Origin of the sequence: Halocynthiibacter styelae (genome assembly GCF_016123485.1) — a bacterium.
Taxonomy (GTDB): Bacteria; Pseudomonadota; Alphaproteobacteria; order Rhodobacterales; family Rhodobacteraceae; genus Halocynthiibacter; species Halocynthiibacter styelae.
In genome coordinates this window covers 1-24,681 of record NZ_JADCKQ010000001.1, presented here as the reverse complement: position 1 = coordinate 24,681, position 24,681 = coordinate 1, and the positions used below count along the sequence as shown (strand labels likewise).

The window sequence follows — 24,681 nt, the reverse complement described above, 5'->3', positions numbered from 1 at the left end:
TTCCGAATAACGGAATAAGGAACAAATGGATTTAACGGAATACCTTAAGCGAAATGATCTATCCCTGGGGCAACTGGCCAAACGCTGTGGCACCAGTGCGAGTACGATCCTGAGAATGAAAGAAGCGACAGTGGTCCCCAGCCGGAGGGTTGCTGTTGCACTATGGACGGAGACCGATGGCCAGGTGACACCAAATGATCTGTTTGGGTTGCACTATGCCCGGGGACATTGCCGTTGTAGCCGCGACGACAATGAACCCGAAGTTTCTTCTGCCTCCTCACACGCAGCAACTTAACCATAACCAATAAGGGTCCTACTCTGAATGTTTGAAGTTTACCTGGATGGTCTGCTGTCAGGCCGACAAATTTTCATTGCCATCTGTACGTTCTTCGTCGGCTCTGCCATGGGCAACAGTCGATTGGGGTTTATCTGGAAACTCTTCTGGAGTTTACCCATCCTGCTCATCCAGCAAGGTTTTCTGCTCGGGTCAGAATACATGGAAAGCCTTGATTTCCTGATCCGCCATGGTGCTGCAGGCAGCAGAAGCGAAGACCTCGCATATGTAATCCTGTTTCTCATTGCCACGCATGTTTCACTATACTTCGCCTTTTGGGGACTGGGGGCAGCAGGTAGGGAAACTTTGGATACGGAGTTGCGTGAAAATGCAGCACAGATCACCACCGACGACATGATCAGAGAACTGAATGTCATCGCAGCCCATCCTGAAATGTCGATGTCTGGCTGGTTGGCACAGCGATGGTTGCCAATGTCTGAACCTGAGCGTCGTGAATGGGTCTCATCGCGCCTTCCGGCATTACGTGAGTTGTGGCTGCAGGGGGAAGAAGGCGGATTGCATGCATTCGAACTGGAACTGCCACAACAACTGGCAATAATAGATATGGAAGGAACATCATGAGCGATCAGAAATTCAGTGTGGTGCTGGTACAGAAGACAAATCAGAAGCGGGTTACAATCTGGGCCAAATCTCCTGACAATGCGCGGTACGAAGCCACACGCCGGAACCCCGGTTGGACAGTGAAAGATGTCCAGCGCGGATAGCAGGACACCGGGGGCGATTGCTTGCCCCCGGTGTCCCCCGCAGACTGTATCACGCAGCTTTTGCTGCAGCACCACCCCATCGTGCCCGGCGGCCTTTGATCTTAAGTACTCGATTTCTGATTGCATTGATCTGGCGACCCATTTCTGTTGCAATTTCAGATTCCTTAACCCCTTTTTCGTGGAGGTCGATGAGTTTGGCGTCATCCTCATCTGACCAGGATGCATAGGCATTGGGATATGTTTCTCTGATCTTCCCGATACTATAGGATTTTTCATCATCGCCTGAGGTGACATCAGGCATATCCTCAAGTTGCAACAGAACCTCCAGTGCCATGCGCCTGTACGATGACCCGGTCAGGCCTTCGACCTCACGGTTTGTGGCAAGATTTTCCAATACGGTCAGGCTTTCATTGGAGATTTTATTACGCATTCAGAACTTTCCTTTCGTGATCGTTTTACATTGACGTAGGTAGAATCTGCCAACAGGGGAAGGTCTGCGCCGAAAAAATCCATCATGGGGGGAATTATTTTCACTTCGCATTACAGGTAATATGGCTGCATTGGTAAACGAGGGCGGCCTACCCGCAGGAACCCACGGACAACACAAGGCTATTCCTCAGCGTCATAATACGCCGCCCAGTAGGCATGAACGCAATCTTCCAGAATTGCCGCCAGTTGACGGCGTTCCTTCTCCCTGATCTCTGATAGCAGCGCCAGGACATCCTCATCTACATTTCTGATTGTAACTGTTCGTCTTTTGGTCATGTGACACCTCATTAGCCAATATATCAGACATATTTACCTTATTTCTTATGACTTGGGGGCTGACCTTCGTCCCATTAGGGTCTGTCTTCGATCTTCCTGGTGTCAGCCTAAAGTCAATCAACAGCGCCCCCGATTTGTAAATACCAGCACCTGGAGAGGTGTTGGGGAACATCGCGGCTACCCTTGCGCGAGTGGCGCACCCCACCTAGCTTCCCTTGCCCCAGGAGAAAAGGAGACAACGTGGGCCAGAAATATACCCCAGTGCATCAGACGAACCAGAACCTGGTTCGAAGTAACGGAAAGGTTGCCCTTACAGCGAAGGGCAGAGCAATTGCGGATAAACGAGAAGAAGCCACCGATGGCCGCATCGACAGGTGCCTATCGGTGCGCAACGTATTCGAAAATGGTTGCGCCACACTGATCTATGACGACCATCGACATATTCTCGAAAGCCCATATCTTCATACGGCATTGACGTCATACACGAAGAGTTATCGCGCCCTGCAAAAACACCTGGATGATCCCGAAGTGGCAGAGATTTTCGAACTCTGCCAACAACATCCCCATCAGCGAAAATCACCCGTCATGTGGTGCCCAATCGAACGCCATGATCGGGTCATGAACCTGAGCGATATTTTGATGGGCAGATACCTCCATACCTTTGCTGCGGATGAGCTGTACCTGCTAACGATTATCTTTGATTTCAGTGAAAACCTAGGTGATCTGGAAAACGCCCTGGATCAGGCCAACCATGACCTGAACAATGTGATAAAGAATTTCAGTGGCGAAAAACATGGCGTTGTTCTGGTTGGCTCATACGAGCCTGACCTGCGTCATCCGGATCAATTGTATAGCGTGCAGAAGTTTCATCACATGACGCATGACCTGCACGGACATATTCCGGATGCTGGCGGATGGGTCCTGACCGGTCATTTCTTCGTACGGGTGCCTCACCAGGAAAAGTTCGAAGCCATGTTACATGACGCATTTCCGGTACGGCAAGACTGGCAACGGATCAGGTTCGATCCCATCTATAAAAATAAATCTGTTGATGAATCCCTGATGAACATTCTGGACTACAGCCAGAAAAGCCTGCTGGAACTGTTTAAGGTGCCATCACGGGGTGAAGGGCGGCAGAAGTATGACAAACAGCTTCAGCGCGTCCAGAGTGCCTTTATGGGGCCTCAGTGTGGCGATGAGATCGAAGGTTTTGACACGGATGCAGCGATTGTTCAGTGGGCAAAGTTTCTGCACCGTGTCGGGCCGAAAAAAATGTGGGTACAGATTGAAAACTCTCATGCCCAGAAGTGGTTTTCAAAATCAGAACTGCAGTTGATGCAAGCACATCAGCATCCCGGAATAACCAACGGTCGCCTAAACTGCGAAATACATCGGGGTGTTGGTCGTAACCTTAAAGGTAAAACACCGACTGTCTTTGGGAAACGCAGACGTGGCCTGCAACCGCGTAGACTGCGTCTGGATATTGATTGGCTCAGTGAAACATATGCAGGTGAACGGGACAATCTCGAATATGGACACAACTTCAATTACTGGATGTTTCATCCGGATAAGCGTTATGGTGTGCAAAGAATAATAGACCGCAAGACGACAACAGGCAGAAAAAAGTCAGGACGTCTGTCAGTGATCGCACGCAGGCGCTCAGGTCAGCCCAGGGGCTTCGCACGGTTACTGGACCACTCTCCCTCTTGCGGGGCGAACCCAAACAGATGTTCAGCAAATAAAAGGCGAGAATAGGGGTTCGTCATCGTATTGCGCAAGAGTAGATCAGCCGCATTTTGCTGTCAGGACGTTTCCGAACCCTGACACCAGCTTCGGCGCTGTCCACCTGTATAGGGTTCAGCGTACCCTTCCGTGATCAGGACATCTGCTACGTCCTGTCCATTCAGGAGTAACCTGCCGATCAATCGACGGTATTTGTCACGTGCGGGAGTACCGCTGCGGGTCAACGTCAGAACCATGCGAATTTCAGACGCAGTATTCAACAGGTCCTGCAGGCGATCCCGGGCCGCAATGCCCATCGCCCTTTCACGTTCACATGCAGCAAAGCGGGTTTCCGGGGTGTTAAAACCATCAAGGCGGATACTATCATCCCCGACGCGGATCGTGTCTCCGTCCACCACATATATGTCCGCTGCCAGCAGTTGCATTGCACCCGGTTCCGGCTTCAGCATCTGATAGAGACTGAAGGCCAGGATGAGTGTCAGGGCAGCGGGGATAATATAGGTGCGGGTGATCATGGGAGGTGTTCGAAACGTCAGGAACAGCCCCAGTAGTCACTTCCCCAGGAAGGCGCAAGACGTCCTACCGGGTTGATCCGGGTAGCCAGCGGTACAGTGTTGGCACCGACACACCAATCGCCATCGCCACATCTTTCACCGGTGTGCCCTGATCCAGCAGAGACCGGGCGGCAATGATCTTGTGATCATCCATCACACGCGGACGGCCCCCGACACGACCGGCTTTGCGGGCGGCCTGAAGTCCGGCATTGGTACGTTCCCGGATCAGATCACGTTCGAACTCGGCAATCGCGCCCATGATATGAAACAGCAGCTTGCCCCCGGCTGAATTGGTGTTGATCTCTTCCGTCAGACTCTGGAACCCCACATCACGGGACTTCAGATGTTCCATGATCTCGATCAGATGCGGCAGACTGCGGGCGACACGATCCAGTTTATATGTGACCAGAGTGTCCTCACCGCTGCGCAGGTAATCCAGTGCCTGTTTCAGAACCGGGCGGTCATTCTTCGCGCCTGACGCAACCTCCCGGAATATCTTCTCACAGCCTGCGGCTTTCAGGGCATCCACCTGTGCCTCAACCGACTGTTCCCCCGTACTGACACGCGCATATCCGATCTTCATCTACTCTCCGTCTCAAAACTCATCCCCCATATACCGGGATGCACGATTCGATTTAAGATGGGTTTATGAGAATGATTTAACCTGCGATATGATAGGCACACGGCGACCAGGTTCTGATAATCACAAACGACCGATTTTGATAAAGTCATATGAATATTGATCGCCGGGTATCAACAGTGATTTCATCAATTGTAGGTGCAGATGACAGGGGTATCAGTCCATATTATTTGCAAGTATGATCATTTGTGCCAATTCACTGATCCGCTTCTTCAAGTCGAGAACATCAAAGTCTACAACATCCGTTGAACTGCATATAATAGTTGCAGCGCCAACTTTGTCGCCAACTTTGTATACGTTATCCTCACCGGACTTCTTCACCTTTCGTTCAAAGTAAAACGCATGATCATAGGCACCACCATTCGATGGTGCCCCATAAACTTTGGGGTGAAGTTTCTTTAGGGCATTTTGCAATTGATCATGAGGTAGGTAATTCTCAATTTCGCGACCTTTGGTAATCCAGGCAATACCACCGTCCTTGGACATTTCCTGTTTTAATCGTTGCACTGCGGGTTTCAATCGTGCTCTCGATCCATTCTTGTCACTATCAATCACCACCGCGATATTCCGGTTTAGGTCCCGCAGCTTAATGAAATCGCTAATGGCAGTGTCGTCATCCACACTTAAATGACTGATCAATCCGCCCCCAAAAAACATAATTGTATAGTGGACACCTTCAACCAAGCGATCATTGAATGCCTTCAACCAGTGTTTTATGTATATTCGATCAGAAGGCCCCTCGACCCAAATGACAGCATTCGCTTGTAAAATATCAGAAGCACGATAACCTAGTTCATCACAAATCTTTCGCTGATCACCTTGTGTAATGGCCGGTTTTACATAGGTTTGTACGCCATCATTGTGCACATGAAAAACGGACGCGCCCGGCGTGTCAATAAATGCCGCCGAATGTGTCGCTATGAAATACTGGTTTTCGGTGTGGTCTTGTAGGTATCGGATCAATTTACGTTGAAGGACAGGATGTAAATGAATTTCCGGTTCCTCAAGACACATGATCTTCTGTTGGTGAATGGTGCAAAACGCGGCAATTAAAATGACTTCATGAATGCCCGTTCCCAATGACCACAGTGGTAGTACCTTGTTGTCCATATGCACAAGCAAGTGTTTCCGATGGTTAGGAACTTCCAGCAATGCGTCAGGTTTTCCGGTCACCACACGAACAAACTCGTTGATCTTGTCAAAGGTATTTTTGCGTTCGCGCTCATTGAAATCGGGGTTTTGAATTTCGGAAAGATGTTTGATCAGGCCTTTACCAGATAGATCATCGAAATCTTCGGACCCGGCACCCAATTGCCGCTTGGCGGGTATCAGCATGCGTTCTGGGTAATGAAACTTCAATTGTGAATACAGTCTGGTGAGCACGGCCTTTATAATGTCTTTGGTCTCACGCGGAACAACGCCCCCGAGGCACCTACATATTTCCTTCCATTCTTGATGGCCGAAGCATTGGATAAGCTCAGACGAAACTTGTTCATTTTGAAATATTCCGCGCGGGTTTGATGAAGAGATATCGCACCAAACAACATTCAAAAAACCAACCAGTGGCGCAATTTTTTTTATATCTGGTAGGTTGTCGCGCGGATCGCCACCGATGAAGTAGCCATTACTATATTCTCTATCCGCACCAGATTTAATTAGGTCCGCCGCATGTTGCACAAAGGTATCCACGTGTAGACCCAGGTTTACATCAAAAGAACCTTCCTCTTGACCACGGTAGGTTTCGGTTGATTCCGTCGTAAAGGCTTTGTGTTTCCTCATGTCTTGATGGGGCAATCTATCTTTGATTAGGTTTAGAATAATTGACTTACCCGCGTTGTTCGCACCCACAAAAAAATTCATTTCAGAGAACGGAGCAATGTATTGGGTCTTCGCTCCGATGCCACGGTAAAATTGAACAGAGAGACCATCGAGGTATGTTGGCATAATTTGACCCGTTAATGTTGTGGTGTAATGCAGGTCACAATCAATGGATGAGTCCTTCACGCGGGTCAATATTAGTGAACCAATAAAATACTTTGCAGGCCGTGGGCAGCCGGGCCTGGATTATACATGGTCAACCTAACATCCAAATTGGACCACTCAAGTGGGGCAGACCATTACCGGGGGGACCACGGCTTTATTGTGATTTCTGGCCAGTCGATTTTGTCAACGACGTGACGACGCATCACATCATGACGGTGATATATCCGTTTTCCGTATCGGCGCAGGCTTTCACCGCTCAACGTATGACCCTGCATGACTTCAACGTATTGCGGCATACATTCAAATCCCAGTTCTCGGAAACTATGCCGAAAGCTGTGCATGGATAAGCGTGTCGTATCCATCGCCCCACCTTTGGAACGGAAGTATCGATGAAACGCAGTAGCGACTTTGGAGCCTCTTTTAGAGCCTCTGAAATGATCAAGGTCGAACAGGAATTCATGCCCTCCATCCTGCCGCATCGCAACAAATCGCGCGAAACCAAGTCTTTCTACGGCATTATGCAGGGGGACAGTTCGGGAACTTATGCCATTTTTGGATGTTCTTGTATTCTCTTCCAAATTCGCCATCGTGATATACCAGCCAGCGTCGGTACGCCCCACTTCCGACACCGTTGTTTGTGCGATCTCGTCAAGTCGTGCGCCGGTGTAAAATGCCAACACGGGTATCCAATACCGTGCGTCAGTATAGGCGTATTTGCAAAATTCCGGCGACAGTATCGCTTGAATTTCCTCCACTTCGAACGCTCTTTTATTGTCTTCGGTTTTCTCATCCACCTCTAAGTTAAAGCCGGACACAGGATTACGCCAATTATCTTCACCCTCAATCACGCTGGTTTTCCGATACGCGAAATCCAGGGTGCTACGAATAGCCGTCAAATGATTGTTGACTGTCCTGGCAGATAAGACACCCTTTTCAGGGTGCTTCGCAGCCCACTTTATTTGGTCGAAAACAGACATTTTAAGAATTTCATGCGGCGGTCTGGACGGCATCTGCATGATGAGTGACTTATATTTCTCGACGTGCTTTCTTTGAATGAAGTTCACATCATCATCACCGTTAATCTGGTACCATCGGTCTGATGAGCGTTGAAAGGATTCAATTGTCGCCTTCGCCAGAGGTTTTTCGGCGATCATGCGCTGAAATATTACGGAGAATTTGGCGTCAGGGTTTAGCTGGGCTTGCTCCATCATGCCGGGAATGAGGACACCGCTATATTTACCCGTCTTCGCCATAGAACGGGCAACTTTGCCAACCATACCCGGTGCATGTACGCGGTAATGACCGCCCGTTTCGGCGGCGGATATTTCCGCATCATGCGCAACAGCGTGTTCACGAGCCATCCGTAACGCAGTTACCCGATCAGAAGTAGCCAAGCTGAAATGCCAGTGCGTTTTGTCATTATACTTGCTCACGAGGCTCATTGGTATTCGGCGGCGGTAGTAATATTTTCGCCCGCGTTTGACGATAAAATCGGTCATTTTCGATAGCCTTGTGAACCAATGTGAACCAGAAATGTGAACCAAATTTGGGTGATTTGGTCAATGAATTTTTTCTAATGCTCTGATTTTATGAGATTAAATTTACGACACCATTGCTTTGGGTTCGATTCCCTTCACCCGCTCCATAACTTCCAGTGAAAATACAAAGTGAAACGCTTCTCACGCCGATGCACTGCATTCTGCAGTGCCCTCCACAGGGCTATATCTCATCCGGGTCGTCTACAGGGATTCTCAGCCCGACTTTCTTACGCCCCATGACAACCGATGTCCGGAAACGGCGCACATTTGAATTGTCAAAGAACAGACGTTTTGTGAGTTCCTGAAAGTCATCCATATCCCGGGCTGTGCAGATCAGGCAAAAATCCGCATCCCCTGTGATGTAATAGCATTGCTGCACCATCGGCTCTGCCTGGATCTGGCGTGAAAATGCGTCCAGCTGGTCCTGGCGTTCACGTTCCATTTCCACCATGACAACAAAGCTCATGGCGACCCCCAGTTTCTTCGGGTCGACAATCGCAACTTCCGACACCAACACCCCGGCCGCTTTCATCGCCTTCAGCCGCCGCTGTACAGAAGCCACAGACAAGCCTGTTTCTGCGGCCAGGGCTTCAAGACCTGGTTTTGCGTCAAGCTGCATCCGGCGCAGCAATATCCTGTCATATTGATCAAAATTCATATCTGACCCCCACTGTGTGAGAAACTTTCCCACAAATTGCCCTTCAGCGATCATAATTCATCACAGCGCATTGGTACAGTTCTCGGCATGACACATGCTTTTAAACCCGACGCCTCACGGGCTCTTTCACTGCTGAAAGCCTGCCCTGCATATAAACCCAGCCCCCTGACGTCCCATATGCTTCAGGGGCGTTCGCTTCTGATCAAAGACGAAACCAACCGGATGGGCCTTGGGGCCTTTAAGGCGCTGGGTGGTGTCTATGCGGTGGCCCGGCTGATCGAAGCAGAGGTCGGCCATTCTATCGCGCCCGAAGCCTTCCTGGACAATGCGGTGAAAGATGTTGCTTCCGGAATGACATTTGTCTGTGCCAGTGCCGGCAATCACGGCATGGCAGTTGCGGCAGGTGCCCGCCTTTTTGGTGCAAAGGCCCGTATTCATCTTGCCCATACCGTGCCTGAAGATTTTGCCGTGCGCCTGAAAGACAAAGGCGCGGAAGTCGTGCGATCCGGCGATGACTACGAAGCCAGCGTCGCCGCCGCCATTGAAGACGCGGAAAACAGCGGTGCAACCCATCTCGCGGATGGATCCTGGCCGGGGTATACTGAACCACCCCGCCTTGTGATGGAAGGTTACACCGTTATCGCGGAAGAAATGCGTCAGTCGCTGGAAGCCTCAGGCACCTGGCCCACCCATGTTTACCTGCAAGCCGGTGTCGGCGGTCTTGCGGCGGCCGTTGCTGCGGTCATTCGCGAGACCTGGACAGTTCAGCCAAAGATCATTGTTGTCGAACCTGTTGCGGCCCCCTGCCTGAAAGAAAGCGCAGCCGCAGGCCGTATTCTGACGGTTGAAGGTCCGGTGTCTGACATGGGACGCCTTGATTGCAAAACGCCGTCTATGCTGGCCCTTGAAGTGCTGCGGGACTATGCCGACGCCTGGGTTACCATCAGCGATGCCCAGGCGGCGGAGGCGGTAAAACAGGCGGAAAGCCTTGGCATTCCGACCTCTGCATCAGGTGCTGCCGGGCTTTGCGCCTGCCTCATGGAAAATGCTGAACGTCCGCTTATCATCCTGTCGGAAGGGGCTGTTCAGTCATGATGGATCTCACTGCTTTTCGCCGGGATTTGCATGCGCACCCCGAAACCGGCTTTGATCTGACGCGAACGCCAGACCGCATCGCCGCAGCACTTGAAAGTGCCGGGCTAAAAGTGACCCGCGGTCTGGGCGTTTCAGGGCTTGTTGCCACACTGAACCGTGGCCCGGATGAAACCGCCATCGGGTTTCGTGCCGATATGGATGCGCTTCCGATTGAAGAAGCAAATGATCTGCCCTGGCGTTCCGTCACAAAAGGCAAATTTCATGGCTGCGGTCATGATGGCCACAGCACGATGCTGCTGGGTGCCGCTCTGAAACTGGCCGCAGATCCAACACTGAAACGCACCATTCATTTCATCTTTCAGCCCGATGAGGAAAACGGAAACGGCGCCAAAGCGATGATCCGTGACGGATTGTTTGAACGCTTTCCCATGAAGGCGATCTATGGTCTGCACAATATGCCAGGCATGGCCCCGGGTCACTTTGCGACACAGCCCGGCCCCTTCTGCGCGTTTGAGGATAACTTTGAAATCCGCATTCAGGGCAAAGGCGGGCATGCTTCTATGCCTGACAAAGGTGTTGATCCCATCGTGACGGCATCTGCCATTGTCCTGCAATTGCAATCTGTTGTTTCACGTTCGCTGCCTGCCTCGGAACATGGGGTGATCTCTGTGACTGAATTTCTGACAGACGGTGCCCGCAACATCCTGCCCGGCAATGTGACCCTGCGCGGCGATTGTCGTGGGTTTTCAGATGCGGTTTCCACAACGATTGAACAGAGGATGCGCGCGATTGTCGAAGGTGTCTGTGCCGCCCAGGGCGCACAGGGCGACGTTGATTATTCCACATCATTCCGGCCGCTGGTCAATGATGTGACCGCCACACAGCGCATCGCAAATGCGGCCCGGACAGTTGGGACGCTAGATGACAGTTATGGCAGCGTTGGCTTTTCTGAAGATTTTGCGGAATTTCTGGAACATCGCCCCGGCGCCTTCATTCTGATGGGGAACGGTCTGGAAGGAAACCACGCAATGCCCCTGCACAATCCGTCGTACGACTTCAATGATGCCACAATTGCGCATGGTGTTGATTTCTGGGTAAAACTCGCCCTGCCCGACATGTAATTTCACCGGCCGGTTTCAACACATACATCACAAAGATATACGCCCCGCGACAAGCGCAATGGCCACGGCCTGATCCCGGGTTTTCGCACCTAGCTTAGTACGGGCGTTGCGTAGATGTAGCTCAACAGTCACCGGGCGCAGGTTCATTTTTGCGGCAATCATATCTGTGCGCAACCCGCGGGCCGTCCACTGAAGCGCCTCAGTCTCTCTGGAGGTCAACTGCGCCGCCTCATCGGCTTCGGACAGGTTCACCTGCGATATCTGCTGATGCACCAAATGGCCGATCAGGCGCATTTCATTTTCATGCCTGTGGCGAAGATTATTAACATGCGCCCGCCCATAACTACTGAGGAAATTCCACCCGGCCAGACCATTTTGGGATTTCGCACGCAATGGGCTGACAAAGCCCGCCGTCAATCCCGTTTCACCCGCATCCAGGATAAATCTCTTTTCAGCCGGGGTCATATAGCTGTGATGCGGAATGCAATCCCGCCCGACGTCTGATGCAGCATAACTATTGCAACAATACCGGAAGAACGGATCCACCTTAACGTAATCCTGGTCGGTATAATGCGTGGTCCAATCCTGACTAAGGTTGGTCATAAGCGTAAGCTTTTGCGGCTTTAAATCCGCATAAAGCAGCCCGTCAATGCCAAGGCCGGCATAGTATTCAGTCGCAAGGTTCCATACCCCTGCAACACTGGTTTGTTGGGGTATGTATTCACAGAGCGTGTCAAAATCTGGCGCGTTCAAAGTCGTAAACCTATGGTTTTCCTTAGATTGACACAAGGCGTCGTGATTTGCAATTTCGGGTCAATCCGGCCTTAAAAAACGTGTACCTACAGGAGGTTCGCTTGAAGAAAGCAATCCAATACGCCGCTGTTTTATCAGTGATTGCATCCCCGACACTCGCGGAAAATCTGACTTTTGAGATCACCTCAATGGCCAACAGAGAGAAAGACCCTGGCGTTTATTCCCTGGACCGCTGTGATCTGGGGATGTCCGTCAAAAACGAAACCGGGTTTGATATTGCGCTTGAGGTCGCGTTTTCGCCGGTGCTGGATGACGGATCTTTCAGCGATATTGTCAGCGGTGCGATTGGTGACGCATCCCCCCTGAACAGCCACTATATTGGTGTTGTGTCTGACGGTGAAACTGTCACGTCAGACACCGGGCTGATGGCTGTCGATTGCGATGATGTTCAGGCCTTTGTTGTGAAACCAACATGCACACGGCGGTCGGATGGCGGCAGTTGTACGGAACTTGCGATTGCCTCCCCCGACTCTGTGATTGGTGTTTTGATGACATCCGCACCTGATGGGAGCGAACCCATCGGTCGTACGCGTGAAGCTGAACCTGGCGGACCTATGCAGGGCACCTGGACTGTGTCCGTCGGGGGCGAACAGATTATCGCATTGGATATTCTTGACGATACCAATGAAAACCTGAGCGGCCAGTTCAGAACTTTCCCTGCGATTTGCCCGCTGCTTGATGCAGGCGAGGATTGCGCCAGAGGAGATCTGAACAAAGAAATCCGGTCCGTTTATGGCGGGCCGGAAGATCTGACTGTTCGCCTGATGATGACGGATGAGCTGAACCAAAACGCCATCATTCTGAAGGCCAGCCCTGCATCCGGGGAAGGCACCATGATTGATGATGAAACCTATAAGAATTTTAATATCACTTTTGAAATGACGAACTAATTTACGGTGCGGGCAGCCAGGGCCACAAGACAATCCTGGCTGCCCGCACCTCCCCGCACCACTTTGAGAAACCGCAAGTACATGCTATTATGCAGTATTTGTTGAGTTACGTATTTAATGAGGTCACGATGCCACTGAGCTTTCGCACGATATTCCCCCTGTCTCTTAGTCTTTGCACCGCCCTGGTTCCCCCGGCATTTTCGCAGACCGCCGACACCGATGTTATGGTCGTTTTTGATGTCTCCGGGTCCATGTGGGGGCAGATTGATGGCGTCACGAAAATTGAAATCGCGCGTGATGCCTTCAGCACCATTTCCGCCGATTGGGACGCAGGCAATGTGAATGCCGGCCTGATCGCTTATGGGCACCGGCGCAAGGGGGACTGTTCAGATATCGAACTGATCTCAGAACCTGCGCCCGGGTCCAGTGCAGCTTTGGGCCAGATTGTGAACCAGCTTACGCCGCGCGGAAAAACGCCCCTGTCGGATGCCGTGCGCCTGGCGGCTGAAACATTACGCTTTACCGAAGACAGCGCAACGGTGGTTCTTGTGTCGGATGGCCGGGAAACCTGTTCTGCAAATCCATGTGCGGTTGGCGCCGAATTGGAACGCCTTGGTGTGAATTTCACAGCACATGTGGTTGGCTTTGACGTGACCGATCCCGAAGCGCGCGCGCAGTTGCAATGTCTGGCCGATAACACCGGCGGGCAGTATTTTGATGCGGGCGATGCCAATGGTCTGGGGAATGCTTTGCGCAACATCGCAGCCCCGGCACCGGTGCAAGAGGCCAGCAGTGGTGTCTTTTCACTGAATGTCCGGATCTCGACAACCGAAGGGACATCCCGGCCAGGTCAGTTGACTTATCGCGCAACCAACACAGAAACGGGCGATGTGATAATCATCGGGTCGCGCAAAGATGCGGCTGAAATCCTGACGGCACTGCCCACAGAGTTGCCAGATGGCGTCTGGCTGATCGAAGCAATATCGGCAGAGGGCCACGGCAGCCTGGAGGTCAGCCCTGCGAATGAAAGTGAAACCATCGATGTGCCTTTCACAGCCCACGCGACCGGATTCACAATGCCCAATAACGGGCCGTATGCCATGGGCACCGAAAATGTCTTTTACCTGAACGCGACGGCACCACTTCAGCCAAATGCCGACTATACGGTCGCATTGATTGACCCAGCTACGGAAGAACGCATCGATTGGGAAACGCGGTTCGGCAGTGATCCCATCGGCGTCACCCCCCATTGGCTGGTCGCACCGGAACGTGCCGGAACCTACGAGATCCGGGTTCAGAAAGGTTATGACGCACCGATCGCCGTGTTCCCGGTGGAATTTACTGAGGCGCCGCAAGTCGGCTGGACGGGCGTGCGCAATGGTCAGACCGGTGGTCAGTTGCCTGTTTCGGTTACGGGGCATGTCTATCAGAGTAACCAGTTGATCCTCAGCCAGGACGGCACCGAACTGGGCCGCTTTAGTCTGCAAAGTCTCGACACACCTGCAGGTCCGATGTTGCCTCTGCCGAATGCCGATGGCGCATATGACCTGAGCTATAGTTATTATGACGCCAACGGGGATCAGCAGCTGGTTGATCTCGGGCAGATCAACGTGGGCGCCGTCGTGCAGGAAGATGACGCAGATGCGGTTGCTCCGCCCGCAAATACCAATACTGGCCGCAGGGCGACAACCTCGGACGATACTGCAATGGGCATCAGAGATGAACACCGGAATTCACATCCCGGGATGGCCAACAACATCGCCTATTGGGAGGAATTTGAAACCACCGAAATCGGGTTTGACTGTGTCGCCCCGGCTTGTTCCCAACACATTCCTGGTTTTGAAGACGGCTTTCCAATGCCTGTTCTACAGGGCGTTACATTGCATCGCAGTGGTGTCCTGAAAGGCGGTGTTCCCTATGTGGCATTCCACCACGAAGCTTCAAACGGTACGCTTGAGTTAAACCCGTCAATGGCGGATCCGGCAGGATCCCTTCTGCATCTGGGGCATTCCACCTGTAAAGGACTTGCTGAAACCGGCGAGACGGCCACCGGTGAACCCGCACATTTGATGTGTATCACAAACATGCCGGATCCGGCGCTGGTGCAGCAACAGGATCTGTTGCAGGGCTGGCTGAAAATGCATGCGCTCATGCAGCCCACCGCTGTGATATCCCCTGAACAAGGCCCGGCCCTGCCCGCAGACGTCCACGCCGGTCTGCCTGCCACAGCAGATGCCGGCGCACGACGAAATCGTGCAATCCTGGACGCCGTATATATTTGTTATGACGAACGCTGCACCTTCAATTTTGAATCCCTTGGCCTGACCGATATTCCAGTGCTGAAGAACTTTGGCCTGATGGAAACAGGGGCTGTGAATGGCCGCCTGAGTCTGGAACTGGTGAATGTGACCAATGGCGAATGGGTCGTGGTAAACCCAATAGCAATGATGTCTGATGAAATACTGGATTGCGAAGCCCGGGCCGGTGACGTCAGCCAGCCAGACCGCATCTGCACTGTAAGAAACGCCAATGCTTATACGCATGCACAACGAAACCTGATGAACACCTGGATGCGTGAATTGCGTGCCGGCGACCATAAAAATCAGCTGATGGTCCGCGATCACCATTCTCTTTACATGGGCGAAGATGGCACGCCTTCAGAAATTGTCCCCGTATTTACCGGGGCCTGGACAGTTGTTGATCGCGCAACAATGAATGAGATCGGTCAGGTCAATCTTGCATCTTCCCTTCAGAATGAACAATTCAGCGAGGCGCGCGTGACCATCGGAACCCCGCTTGATCCGGCCAACCTCCCTGTCGATGAGGACGTCGATATTTCTGTCACAACGCAGGTGAACGCGGATGGCACACCGGCCTATGGCTGGGTGAGCCTTGGCAATCATCCTGATGAATATTCCGGTGCCATGCGCCCGGTGAAAAATACGGACAGTTGGGAGGCCGTTCTGGGCCATCGTCAAAATCCGAAACTTCTGCATATTATGCTGCGGCCAGATGCCGGCCAGACATCACCAGAAGGCGTGATCTCAGACATCCCGGAAACGCCAGATGAACAACACGGCGCACTCCAGGGGGAATGGGAAATCATCAATGAAAGCACCCAGCGTCCCTGGTTGCACCTGTCACTGGATCACCTCCCACAGGGCGCACGCGCCACGGGGCCGGTGATGCAACTGGCAGCGGGTGAAATCGGTGACGGCACGGCGGATATACATGTGATCATGAAACCGTCCGGCGGGATCAATATGATCCGGTTGCAGCTGGACACCCCGCAAGGTGCTTTGGCCAGTCTGTTAAGCGTGGATGCGTCTGGGGATGTCTTTGCGGGAACCCTGCCCCTTGGCCATGATGACGCCAGCATTTCCATTGAAATGCGGCGCGCGGGGTCACAAGCCCCAATATCCGACAGCGAAGCTGCGATCATTGGCGAAGGGTTTACCCCCGCCTGTACTGAGGCACACTGTTACTACGCGAATTCCGAATACCGCGACAGCTTTGCGCTCCCGCAAGGGTGGCGCTATCGCTCGCCTGTGCGTGCAGGGAATGGTGGCGTGATTGCCATTGATGCGGATGGGCGGGATGCAGTCACCTGGCATGCAGAAGGCACACCACCAGCCGACACCGTCTGTCTCGCAGGTGACAGCGGGCAGTTCTGCGCCAGATCGGATGCGCCAGAGGCCATCATTGCGGGCTTTGATATGCTGCGCCAAAGCCATTCACTGCTTCCAGACCATTGATTGAAAGGTGAATATTATGAAAAATCCAATGATGGCCACCGCATTCCTGACCCTCTTGGGAACTCTCCCAGCCAAAGCTGAATACTATACCTGTTATAGTGGAAGTGCGGTTCGCATTGAGACGGAAATTTCTACATATGATCTTAATCTTCTGTTTAATCTGGCTGACGTGCGCCCCAATGCGGCCGCTTTGATGCTTATTGTCAATCCCAACGCAAAGACCGAAACCGCGAATACAGGCCAATGGCTGCGTGGTGTCGATCAGGCCAATGAAATCTGTCGTGAGCATGAGAAAACGCATCCGTCGGGTCACTGCGAGACACTGGATTTAACGGCACAAAGACCAGGGCCCGTAGCTTGTAAGGAAGTCAATACACCCTATTTCTTCTGTGGTGATTCAGGGATTACCACTGGGGAGACAGGCCAGTCCATGGACTATGTGCAACGATCCCATGGACTGGCGGCGCCGGAAGGTGCGGAAACCGCTTTGTATTTTAACTATGTAGGCGAGCCACGCTGGATGGAAGATGATTTAACCGCCGCGATGCAACACTGTGCCCTGGAGCAAGCCGAGGTTCCTGAAATCTCCACGGCGTCCGTCACGTCAGGCAGTTCCGGAAACTGGAGCATCGCACTGAAAGACACAAGGGCGACGGGCTGCCCCGCGGTTGCTACACCTCAGGCGGGTGCATTTTCCAATCGCTATCTGTCCAGTGGTCTAAGACAGATTCAGGCGCCATTTACGCCGGGGCAGTTGATCTCGGACAGTGGGTTTCACAGCGGTTGGCGATCATCGGGAACGAACTCATGGCAGGCTGTGGGGGCAGATCTTGATGAAGGAGGAATAGCAACACGAACGACATTCTCCATAAGTCTGATCAGCGAAACCCAGGCCAATATTTCAGCGTTAATGATCTTCAATGTAGCGCCCGAACTTGCAGCGATGTCCCCATTGTCAGAAAGCTGTCGTTTTGAATTAGACGCGGTCGCAACAAGACAAAACTAGGTTCGGATTTCATAGCCTGAACAAGACAGCCACCGCGGGTGTGATTGTGGGCATGGCTGCGTTTGGGGGGCGATCATGGCGGGTTACACCGACGCCCGGATCAGCCCCACATTCTCCAACGCGCCTGCGCGATAAAGACAGTCCCATCCCATGAGTTTCGGTCAGATCTGCACCAGAAACACCAGACAAAGGGGAGGTTAGGTTTTCCACGGAAAAGCAGACAAAATGTCATGCAAGGCACCCACATGCGATATGTGAATTGAAAAAAATTTAACGTCAATCATTCAGATGGGATTTTGTGGCGGACAGAAAGCAAGTATGTTCGAACACTTTGTTTGAGGAATTAGAGAACTGGAATGAGGTTCTCAAACCCCACAAACAACATCTGCGGGGGCCTCGGCCATGAATGTGCAGAGCAACCCCAAAGCCCCGCGTCCTGCCCCGTTTTCCCTGCGCCTGACGGCTGATGAACGCGCTCAGATTGAAGCGCAGGCTGGGTCTATGCCGCTGGCCTCTTATATCAAGTCGGTGGTGTTGAACGCAGATGCCCCAAAGTATCGTCAGCGGCGGAAGGCACCGGATGCAAAACAGCAACTGCTGGCGGAAGTGCTCGTGCGGTTGGGGCAAACGCGGCAGGCCAATAATCTCAATCAGATCGCTAAACACTTGAATCAAGGTACGCTGATCGTTGATGCGGAACTTGAAGAAGATCTGAAACGCGCGGTGGCTGAAATCGCATGGATGCGGACGACGATCATGGACGCGCTGGGGGTGAAATCATGATCCTGAAGGCCTCTCACCGTGGCGGCGCGAAGGCTCTGGCTGATCACCTGATGAATGAGCGCGACAATGACCATATCTCCTGTCTGGAGCTGCGGGATTTCTCATCAGACGATCTGCATGGTGCGCTTGCTGAAATGCATGCGATTTCAAAAGCAACCAAGTGCCGGAAATTCATGTTTTCCCTGAGCCTGAACCCGCCACAGGATCACGTCGCCAGTGAACAGGAGTTTCTGGACGCTGCAGATCGCGTGGAGAAATCTCTCGGTCTGGAGGGGCAGCCCCGTGCCATTGTCACACATGAAAAAGAAGGCCGCAGGCATGCCCATGTGGTCTGGTCGCGCATTGGTGTTGAAGATCTGAAAGCGATCCACATGGGGCGCTATAAGCTGGCCCTGCGGGATGTATCGCGTGATCTGTTTCTGGATCATGGCTGGGAATTACCTGATGGACTGGCGACTTACGGCTATAAAAATCCGCTGAATTTCACGCTGGAAGAATGGCAGCAGGCAAAGCGGAAGGGGCTTGATCCGCGTGAAATCAGGCAGGTGTTTCAGCAGGCATGGGCGGGCAGCGATACGCAGCAAGGTTTCAGAAATGCGCTGGAAGAGCGCGGGTATTTTTTGGCACGCGGAGACCGGCGTGGCTTTGTTGCGCTTGATATTGATGGCAAACCTCACTCGATTGCGAAATGGACAGGCCTGAAATCCAGAGAAGTCAGGGCAAAACTGGAATCATCCGAAGATCTGCCCTCAGTTTCTGAGGCAACATCCACAATCCGCACCAAAGTGACCACGCAGATGCAGGGATATATCGCGCAAGCGACAGAGCGGCAGGCGAAGGATATGGAGCCCCTGAACGATGCCCATGCTGAGTTGAAACAGATGCACCGCGAAGAAAGGCAAAAGTTGCAGGCCGGACAAGAAAAACGCTGGGTTCGGGAAACAAGACTACGCTCTGACCGCCTGAATACGGGATTGCGCGGCATGTTTGACCGCCTGACAGGAGCCCATCAGGCGATCCGGAAACGCAATGAACAGGAAGCCCTGCAAGCGGCCCGGCGTGATCAGAAGCAACGCGACTTTATGATCCGGGAACAAATGAAAGAACGTCGCCAACTACAGGTGCAGATTGACCGGAAAAAGCAAGGGCATCGAAAAGAGCGGCAGATACTGGCAACAAATATCTCCGGCATGATGCGAATGCACAGTCCTGATCACCCACCACCTCACCGCTCCCCGACACAAGATCGGCAACGTGGAATCGACTTCGATATTACGTAGGCCGCCCGCATTTAGTGTAAAGCTTTTATCTCCGAACGCAGCGAGCGTGGGTCCCGCATAGGGTATCTGCGCTCTGCGGAAAGAGCACATTTTCACTGTGCTGCTTCGAATCCACATTACTGACCGCAAGAGAAACACACCGGCCTTCTAAACTAGCAACATGTTAACGGTAGACAGGAAGACACAAAACAGCCTTTGCTCCCCATGAAAAGATTCGAAAATCCGCATCACATGTCAGCCCGCTTTGCACGCTATATGATGTTTAATACAAGCCACTAATTTAAATGAGAAAACTATGGACGAAAACCAAGCCTTGGCCTCGATGTGTAAGGCAATGTCGGTCTGCCCGGTTCACCGCAACTACATTCTGGCAGATATCAATACGATGTTATTGCCGCCAATACGTCATAAACAGTACAAGTTTTTTGAAGGATCCGGACAGTACGGCGTTGTGACATGGGCCTTCCTGAATGATCAGACGGCAGCGAAACATATTGAAAACAGAGTACCACTCACATTTAGTGAATGGAGATCAGGTGAGCAGCTCTGGATTATCAGTCTGATAGGACACAATATTAATCCACGAACTTTGCTTCCCACACTTGCTGACAGCTTCCCTCACTTGCAGGCACATTACATCCGCAGAGACGGAAAAATGAATGTCACAAAAACTGTTACGATAAAAAAAGACTGTGGGCGGTTGAAGGTGTCCAGCCGACATTTAAGGAAGAAAATACTACCTTGACGTGAGCAAAAATTTACGTTTTCAATGCCAACTGATAGCCAGCTATTTGCCCGCGAGAGATCAATCCATACGAGGGCGCTATGTTTGGAAACTTTCTATTTTCATTGAATAATAAAATCTCTTATGGAGCACCATCAGAAGGTGGCGGTGGCGGGAACGGAGGTTCCGACACAACGGTCATTGATGGCGTTACATATAGCCCAGGGGATACGTTACCTGACGGATCTACTTTCCTTGGTACAATTGTAGCTGGTGGTGGTGGTATCGGCAATGGTGGTGAAGGAGGCGATGGTGGTTCATTTTCAGGTGGATCATCTGGTGGTGCAGGAGGATCGTCCAATCCAGAACCAAGTGTTGAAATTGTGGACATCCAATATGTTGAAACAGCCATTATTACTGGCGGTAGTGCAAGCATCAGCGGGCCAGTTACTCTGCTCATCGCTGAAGAATATATCATTGAGCATGGGGCCAATCTTGAAACTGCTTATACCAGTCAACAAGAAATAATTTCATCGCTTGGTTGGGCCGATCTGTCATCAGAGCAAATACAGGCAAAGCTCGATTTCTATTCCGAAGCGCACATCCATTTAGAGCATGTAGCCTTATATGATGATGGGGTATCTATTACGCACGCCAGAATTGAAACTGCCCTGCAAGTTACTGAGAGCCACCTCCAAGCAAGAACTTTGGTGCAGGAAGGGCACACAATTGCGGAAGCGATGATGCTCGCAAATGGCACTACAGCAGATGAATTTGTATTCACTGATGAGGCAGGCAACTACGCAGAGGCAGATGTGATCAATAGCGGTGATGTATTAGTTTCGTCAGGAATAGATTTAACTGATGGACTAATGATTATTGAGCCGAACACCGACAGATTGCCTAGCTTCGCAATTCCAGTCCAGCCCGGAATAGAGGAATACTCGACTGATAGCATGTTCTATCATGACTACGATTCTTCCGTATCCGTTCCACTCAACGGGTATGATGCGTTGAGGTTTAGCCACGATGGTTTGGCTGCACTTGAGGATGCCCTAATTGCAAATCCCACTCCGGGTGATGATAGCGCTGCAACAATCAATGGCACAGTCAACGATGTTGGCAATCTGACAATTTTGGATGGCAACACCAATTTTGTATCTTCTTTTGTTGTCGAAAATCCAAACCCCAATCAATCTGATATCGTTGTGAATTATACAATTGAAAATGAACACGTTCTAGCACATGGGTATGTTGGCCGGATGATCCAACGATATGACAACACCCCAGATGATCTGACTGATGAAGACTATAGCTATTCACTGGTTACGTTTGGAGAGGGAGATGCGTTCATACAAGGCGTTATTGAGGGGCCTGCAGAACTTGTTGCAGACTATGAATGGTATCAAAATTCGTATGAAATCTTTGATACAGCAAACGACTCGTTGCTCTGATCATGAATAACGCCTTCAAATGGGTACTATGGGGTTTGACTGCGGCGATACTTGTTGCCGTGGTCCATATTTCATCACTTCTCACTCTGGCCTATAGAGAGAATAGCCACCTCGAATATCTTTCACTTATAATGATCGCGGGTATTGCTGCGAATCTTTTCTTCAGGGACACAAAGCTGCTTATTTTTACTGCAGTATCGTTGCCCATTCTTTCGGCCTATATTTTGCCGGAGTTTTTCCCCACCCTTATGGCTATTCTGGTCGCAGTGGTTTGGATAATGATATCATTTGGATTAGGAGCAATCAGAAGTAAAATATGAAAGTGTTCCAGATTCGACTTCTCGCAACTCTGTCGGTGGTATTGACTACACTGTTTCTACAGGTAGCTCTCGCTCAGGAAGAAATTGAAAGTGAACTAATTGAACGCACGATTACGGTTCATAACTCCTATTTTCAGCTTCGTGAGGTAGAGCAGTATGAAGCGGCTTATGCGATGTTCACAGAGCGGCAAAAAAATAGCGTATCTCTGGAAGAGTTTTCGCGACATTGGGGAGCAATTCGAGAAAAATATGGCAGACTTACCCATCTAACAAATACAAAAGTCACGTGGTATAGAAACCCAGAAGGTTTGTACGCTGCTATAGATTTTCGTGCCAGCTATGAACGCTTGCCGATCTATTGCGGTTTTCTCGTCTGGTCAGTTGACGAAGATATCAAGCTTCAAAGGGAAGAAATGACATTTCTGGAAAATCACTCAGGAACACTGATGACTGACGCAGACAAACAAGAGGCATACCAAAGAGTATCATGCAATTGAAATGTGTGATGATATTATACCTCGGTCATCGCTTTTAATTGTCCGGCTGAAGTTTCCAATAGAACTTCGCATATCTATTCGATGTCCTGTTCCCGCGTCTTTTGCATATCGCGTGTTTCGCTTTGCGCCTGACGGAGGGATTTTGCGTAGTCTTTCTGGTCGATGTTCGGCGAATGCAGTGGCTCCGTTTTCAGCGCGCCTCTGATACAGGTTTGCAGGCCTGTGTAATCTGCCTGATGGGATTGGCGGGAGGCTGTGATCCACGCATCGCGGTCAATTGATTTCAGGTCGATATCATGCCCGGCCTTCTCGGAAAGTTGCTTCAGATATTGCATCTGGGTTCTGCCGTTGCCCTCCCGAAATGGGTGGATGTGGTTGATGTCACCGATCAGCTCTCCAGCGGTTTCTGAGAACGCGTCGGGCGTGCTGCCTTTCAGATAATCAGCAGCGACAACGCGACGATGAACATCATCCATGCCGGTTTCAATGAAGCGCCTGAACTGAAACTGATCGCCGCCTTTGTTGATCTCAACGGTCCGGATTTCACCGGCCCAATCATAGATATCCTGAAACATCCGAAAATGCATGGCCTGCAGATGCTTCAGGTCAAAATCCCCCTCAGGCATGCCGCGCGTCGTGCGGGTGGCGACCAGTTCGCGTTCGATTTCGTTCAGGAATTCTGCATCCTTCAACCCCCATTTGTTCCGCAGAACGGTGTGGTCAGGCGGATAGCAATATTCCGGATCACTCATTTGGTGCAGCAGATCGCTTTGCGAGCTTTTGGGCACGTTGACGGATGTGCTCAATACATTGCTCTTCGGTCCAGCGTTTTTCCTCAAACATTTCAAACATTGCGATTTGTTCAGGGCTTAGAGGGTTGCCCTCCATTTCCTGCAGATGCATCGCCTCAAGGCGTCGTTCGCGGATCTTTTCAATGTCAGTATCAGTGGGTATTTTGTCTTTATCTTTCATGTGAATATCATACCATTTCTGGTCAAAATAAGCAATTTTTCTTGTGTGATCTGACAGGCAAGACAGATGCTATTGGCACGATTTAGTCGATATCGACGTCCTTGGAATTCTGCATGTCAAATGTATCCTGTCGTGCCTGACGAAACGCTTTAGCATAGTCGCTCTGGGGGATTTTCGGGCCTTCCTCTTTGTTTTTTGAAGCGCTGGCCAATTCGCGGATCTCTTCCATAGTTTTAAGCTGCTGGCCCTGCGCTTCGGAATCCTGATCCACTTCCTTGTCACTGGTCTTGTCCCGATTTAGTTCCGGCCTCTTTCGAGCGATATTCGCAATGAAGGAGACAAGACATGGCACCAAGATACAGCGACGAGTTCAGACGTGATGCGGTTCGCATAGCGACGACCAGCGGGTTGACGCGCCCCCAGATTGCATCAGATTTAGGCGTTGGGGTTTCGACCTTGAACAAGTGGGTTCAGCAACACCAGAGTGATGATTTGATGTCTGGCCCGCATGAAGATGTGGAAAAGGAAAACGCCCGCCTGCGCAAAGAGAACCGGCTGCTCCGCGAGGAGAGGGAAGTGTTAAAAAAGGCGACGATCTTCTTCGCAGGTCAAAGAGCATGAGGTTTGCTTTTATCGACACCTGGAAGAAGATCTGGTCAATCGAGTTTCTCTGCCGTGTTTTGCAGGTAAGCTCCCGTGGTTTTCGCGCTTGGAGAACACGCCCCGTCAGCCAAACTCAACGGGACGATATGGTGCTTTTGGCTCATATTCGAGAACAGCACCGACTTAGCCTGCAAAGCTATGGCCGCCCGCGCATGACCGAGGAATTGCAGGCGTTGGGGTTAAAGGTTGGCCACCGGCGGGTTGGGCGGTTGATGCGTGAGAACGGGATCAAGGTTGTTCGAACCCGCAAGAATAAAGTCACGACTGACAGCAATCACCGCTTCAATATTGCGCCTAATCTACTGGATCAGGATTTCTCAGCCACTGGACCCAATCAGAAATGGGCTGGAGACATATCCTACATCTGG

General features: G+C 51.4%; 24 protein-coding genes and 1 pseudogene. 14 read left to right on the top strand and 11 right to left on the bottom strand.

All coding sequences use genetic code 11. The annotated features are described in order from the left end of the window. Positions 1-322: 322 nt before the first annotated feature. On the top strand, positions 323-916 hold the full coding sequence (locus H1D41_RS00125; RefSeq protein ID WP_228847008.1) for a hypothetical protein: 594 nt from the start codon (positions 323-325) through the stop codon (positions 914-916). A 192-nt stretch (positions 917-1,108) separates the two neighbouring features. Here H1D41_RS00125 and H1D41_RS00120 read toward each other — a convergent pair whose 3' ends face one another. Both H1D41_RS00120 and H1D41_RS00115 read right to left on the bottom strand, forming a co-directional pair. Beyond that, a complete protein-coding gene (locus H1D41_RS00120) occupies positions 1,109-1,489 on the bottom strand; it encodes a GcrA family cell cycle regulator (protein ID WP_228847007.1) in 381 nt (126 codons plus the stop codon). 179 nt (positions 1,490-1,668) lie between these two features. After that, a complete protein-coding gene (locus tag H1D41_RS00115) occupies positions 1,669-1,824 on the bottom strand; it encodes a hypothetical protein (RefSeq protein ID WP_228847006.1) in 156 nt (51 codons plus the stop codon). 240 nt (positions 1,825-2,064) lie between these two features. Between H1D41_RS00115 and H1D41_RS00110 the strand changes: the two genes are divergently transcribed. Continuing rightward, the gene (locus tag H1D41_RS00110; protein WP_228847005.1) at positions 2,065-3,579 is read left to right on the top strand and encodes a hypothetical protein; all 1,515 of its coding nucleotides are present in this window, start codon (positions 2,065-2,067) and stop codon (positions 3,577-3,579) included. Positions 3,580-3,626: 47 nt separating this feature from the next. Here H1D41_RS00110 and H1D41_RS00105 read toward each other — a convergent pair whose 3' ends face one another. The 5 genes from H1D41_RS00105 to H1D41_RS00085 form a co-directional block, all read right to left on the bottom strand. Then, positions 3,627-4,082, bottom strand: a complete 456-nt coding sequence (locus H1D41_RS00105) for a thermonuclease family protein (protein WP_228847004.1) — start codon at positions 4,080-4,082, stop codon at positions 3,627-3,629. A gap of 64 nt (positions 4,083-4,146) precedes the next feature. Beyond that, complete coding sequence (locus H1D41_RS00100) at positions 4,147-4,704, bottom strand: recombinase family protein (RefSeq protein WP_228847003.1); 558 nt, start codon at positions 4,702-4,704, stop codon at positions 4,147-4,149. 213 nt (positions 4,705-4,917) lie between these two features. After that, positions 4,918-6,705, bottom strand: a complete 1,788-nt coding sequence (locus H1D41_RS00095; RefSeq protein ID WP_228847002.1) for an AAA family ATPase — start codon at positions 6,703-6,705, stop codon at positions 4,918-4,920. Between the two features lie 173 nt (positions 6,706-6,878). Beyond that, the gene (locus H1D41_RS00090; RefSeq protein ID WP_228847001.1) at positions 6,879-8,243 is read right to left on the bottom strand and encodes a DUF6538 domain-containing protein; all 1,365 of its coding nucleotides are present in this window, start codon (positions 8,241-8,243) and stop codon (positions 6,879-6,881) included. Positions 8,244-8,463: 220 nt separating this feature from the next. Next, a complete protein-coding gene (locus H1D41_RS00085) occupies positions 8,464-8,940 on the bottom strand; it encodes an Lrp/AsnC family transcriptional regulator (RefSeq protein ID WP_228847000.1) in 477 nt (158 codons plus the stop codon). An 87-nt stretch (positions 8,941-9,027) separates the two neighbouring features. Here H1D41_RS00085 and H1D41_RS00080 point away from each other — a divergent pair, with 87 nt between their 5' ends. Beyond that, entirely contained in the window at positions 9,028-10,035 is a 1,008-nt protein-coding gene (locus H1D41_RS00080) for a pyridoxal-phosphate dependent enzyme (protein WP_228846999.1), read from the top strand. Further along, positions 10,032-11,156: an amidohydrolase gene (locus H1D41_RS00075; RefSeq protein ID WP_228846998.1), complete on the top strand. Its 1,125-nt coding sequence runs from the start codon at positions 10,032-10,034 to the stop codon at positions 11,154-11,156. The genes H1D41_RS00080 and H1D41_RS00075 overlap by 4 nt, the downstream gene beginning before the upstream one ends. Positions 11,157-11,183: 27 nt before the next feature. Here the strand turns inward: H1D41_RS00075 and H1D41_RS00070 are convergent, their stop codons facing one another. Then, positions 11,184-11,909 carry an autoinducer binding domain-containing protein gene (locus tag H1D41_RS00070; RefSeq protein ID WP_228846997.1) on the bottom strand — a complete coding sequence of 242 codons (726 nt, stop codon included), beginning with the start codon at positions 11,907-11,909 and terminating at the stop codon, positions 11,184-11,186. Positions 11,910-12,010: 101 nt separating this feature from the next. On the opposite strand from H1D41_RS00070, the gene H1D41_RS00065 reads away from it, so the two are divergent. The 9 genes from H1D41_RS00065 (at position 12,011) to H1D41_RS00025 (ending at position 22,678) form a co-directional block, all read left to right on the top strand. Continuing rightward, on the top strand, positions 12,011-12,859 hold the full coding sequence (locus tag H1D41_RS00065; RefSeq protein WP_228846996.1) for a hypothetical protein: 849 nt from the start codon (positions 12,011-12,013) through the stop codon (positions 12,857-12,859). A 128-nt stretch (positions 12,860-12,987) separates the two neighbouring features. Further along, positions 12,988-16,614 (top strand): vWA domain-containing protein, encoded by a 3,627-nt coding sequence (locus tag H1D41_RS00060; RefSeq protein ID WP_228846995.1) that lies wholly within the window; start codon positions 12,988-12,990, stop codon positions 16,612-16,614. Between the two features lie 16 nt (positions 16,615-16,630). Next, the gene (locus tag H1D41_RS00055; protein ID WP_228846994.1) at positions 16,631-17,620 is read left to right on the top strand and encodes a hypothetical protein; all 990 of its coding nucleotides are present in this window, start codon (positions 16,631-16,633) and stop codon (positions 17,618-17,620) included. 402 nt (positions 17,621-18,022) lie between these two features. Beyond that, entirely contained in the window at positions 18,023-18,403 is a 381-nt protein-coding gene (mobC, locus tag H1D41_RS00050) for a plasmid mobilization relaxosome protein MobC (protein WP_228846993.1), read from the top strand. After that, positions 18,358-19,683 carry a relaxase/mobilization nuclease domain-containing protein gene (locus H1D41_RS00045; protein WP_228846992.1) on the top strand — a complete coding sequence of 442 codons (1,326 nt, stop codon included), beginning with the start codon at positions 18,358-18,360 and terminating at the stop codon, positions 19,681-19,683. The genes mobC and H1D41_RS00045 overlap by 46 nt, the downstream gene beginning before the upstream one ends. 295 nt (positions 19,684-19,978) lie before the next feature. Then, positions 19,979-20,428 (top strand): toxin-activating lysine-acyltransferase, encoded by a 450-nt coding sequence (locus tag H1D41_RS00040; RefSeq protein WP_228846991.1) that lies wholly within the window; start codon positions 19,979-19,981, stop codon positions 20,426-20,428. Between the two features lie 80 nt (positions 20,429-20,508). Then, a complete protein-coding gene (locus H1D41_RS00035) occupies positions 20,509-21,861 on the top strand; it encodes a hypothetical protein (protein ID WP_228846990.1) in 1,353 nt (450 codons plus the stop codon). 2 nt (positions 21,862-21,863) lie between these two features. Beyond that, positions 21,864-22,181, top strand: a complete 318-nt coding sequence (locus H1D41_RS00030) for a hypothetical protein (protein WP_228846989.1) — start codon at positions 21,864-21,866, stop codon at positions 22,179-22,181. Then, positions 22,178-22,678 (top strand): DUF4019 domain-containing protein, encoded by a 501-nt coding sequence (locus tag H1D41_RS00025; RefSeq protein WP_228846988.1) that lies wholly within the window; start codon positions 22,178-22,180, stop codon positions 22,676-22,678. Before H1D41_RS00030 ends, H1D41_RS00025 begins: the two co-directional genes overlap by 4 nt. 74 nt (positions 22,679-22,752) lie before the next feature. On the opposite strand, the gene H1D41_RS00020 is transcribed toward H1D41_RS00025, so the two are convergent. The 3 genes from H1D41_RS00020 to H1D41_RS00010 all read right to left on the bottom strand — a co-directional run bounded on the left by H1D41_RS00020 (position 22,753) and on the right by H1D41_RS00010 (position 23,921). After that, positions 22,753-23,430 (bottom strand): Fic/DOC family protein, encoded by a 678-nt coding sequence (locus H1D41_RS00020; RefSeq protein ID WP_228846987.1) that lies wholly within the window; start codon positions 23,428-23,430, stop codon positions 22,753-22,755. Continuing rightward, positions 23,423-23,650: a hypothetical protein gene (locus tag H1D41_RS00015; RefSeq protein WP_228846986.1), complete on the bottom strand. Its 228-nt coding sequence runs from the start codon at positions 23,648-23,650 to the stop codon at positions 23,423-23,425. The genes H1D41_RS00020 and H1D41_RS00015 overlap by 8 nt, the downstream gene beginning before the upstream one ends. 82 nt (positions 23,651-23,732) lie before the next feature. Further along, positions 23,733-23,921 carry a hypothetical protein gene (locus H1D41_RS00010; protein ID WP_228846985.1) on the bottom strand — a complete coding sequence of 63 codons (189 nt, stop codon included), beginning with the start codon at positions 23,919-23,921 and terminating at the stop codon, positions 23,733-23,735. 74 nt (positions 23,922-23,995) lie between these two features. On the opposite strand from H1D41_RS00010, the pseudogene H1D41_RS00005 reads away from it, so the two are divergent. After that, a pseudogene (locus H1D41_RS00005) lies at positions 23,996-24,681 on the top strand (IS3 family transposase); the annotation flags it as partial.